The organism is Vibrio sp. 1069, assembly GCF_033340555.1.
Window position 1 is genome coordinate 1 of the sequence record NZ_JAWOWP010001016.1, and the last position, 504, is coordinate 504.

Consider the following 504-nt stretch of genomic DNA (forward strand, 5'->3'; position numbering starts at 1 on the left):
GACGGCCTGTTCTACATCAACAACCAATACGTGATGCTGCATGGTGTAAACCGTCATGACAACGACCACCTAAAAGGTCGCGCAGTGGGCATGGACCGCGTGGAAAAAGATCTGATTTTGATGAAGCAACACAACATCAACTCGGTTCGCACCGCACACTACCCGAACGACCCACGCTTCTACGAGTTATGTGATATTTACGGCCTGTTTGTGATGGCAGAAACCGATGTGGAAACCCACGGCTTTGCCAACGTTGGCGACCTAAGCCGCATCACCAATGATCCTGCTTGGGAAGCGGTGTTTGTCGATCGCGCAGTGCGTCATGTTCATGCGCAAAAGAACCACCCTTCTATCATCATGTGGTCACTCGGTAACGAATCGGGTTATGGCTGTAACATCCGTGCGATGTATGCCGCGACCAAAGCAATTGATGACACCCGTTTGGTTCACTACGAAGAAGACCGCGATGCTGAAGTGGTGGATGTGATTTCCACTATGTACTCA

General features: G+C 50.6%; 1 protein-coding gene. It reads left to right on the top strand.

Annotated features, from left to right (window positions below; genetic code table 11):
* Window positions 1-504: glycoside hydrolase family 2 TIM barrel-domain containing protein (locus tag R7040_RS30350; RefSeq protein ID WP_318098176.1), on the top strand; the 504-nt coding region annotated here is incomplete at both ends.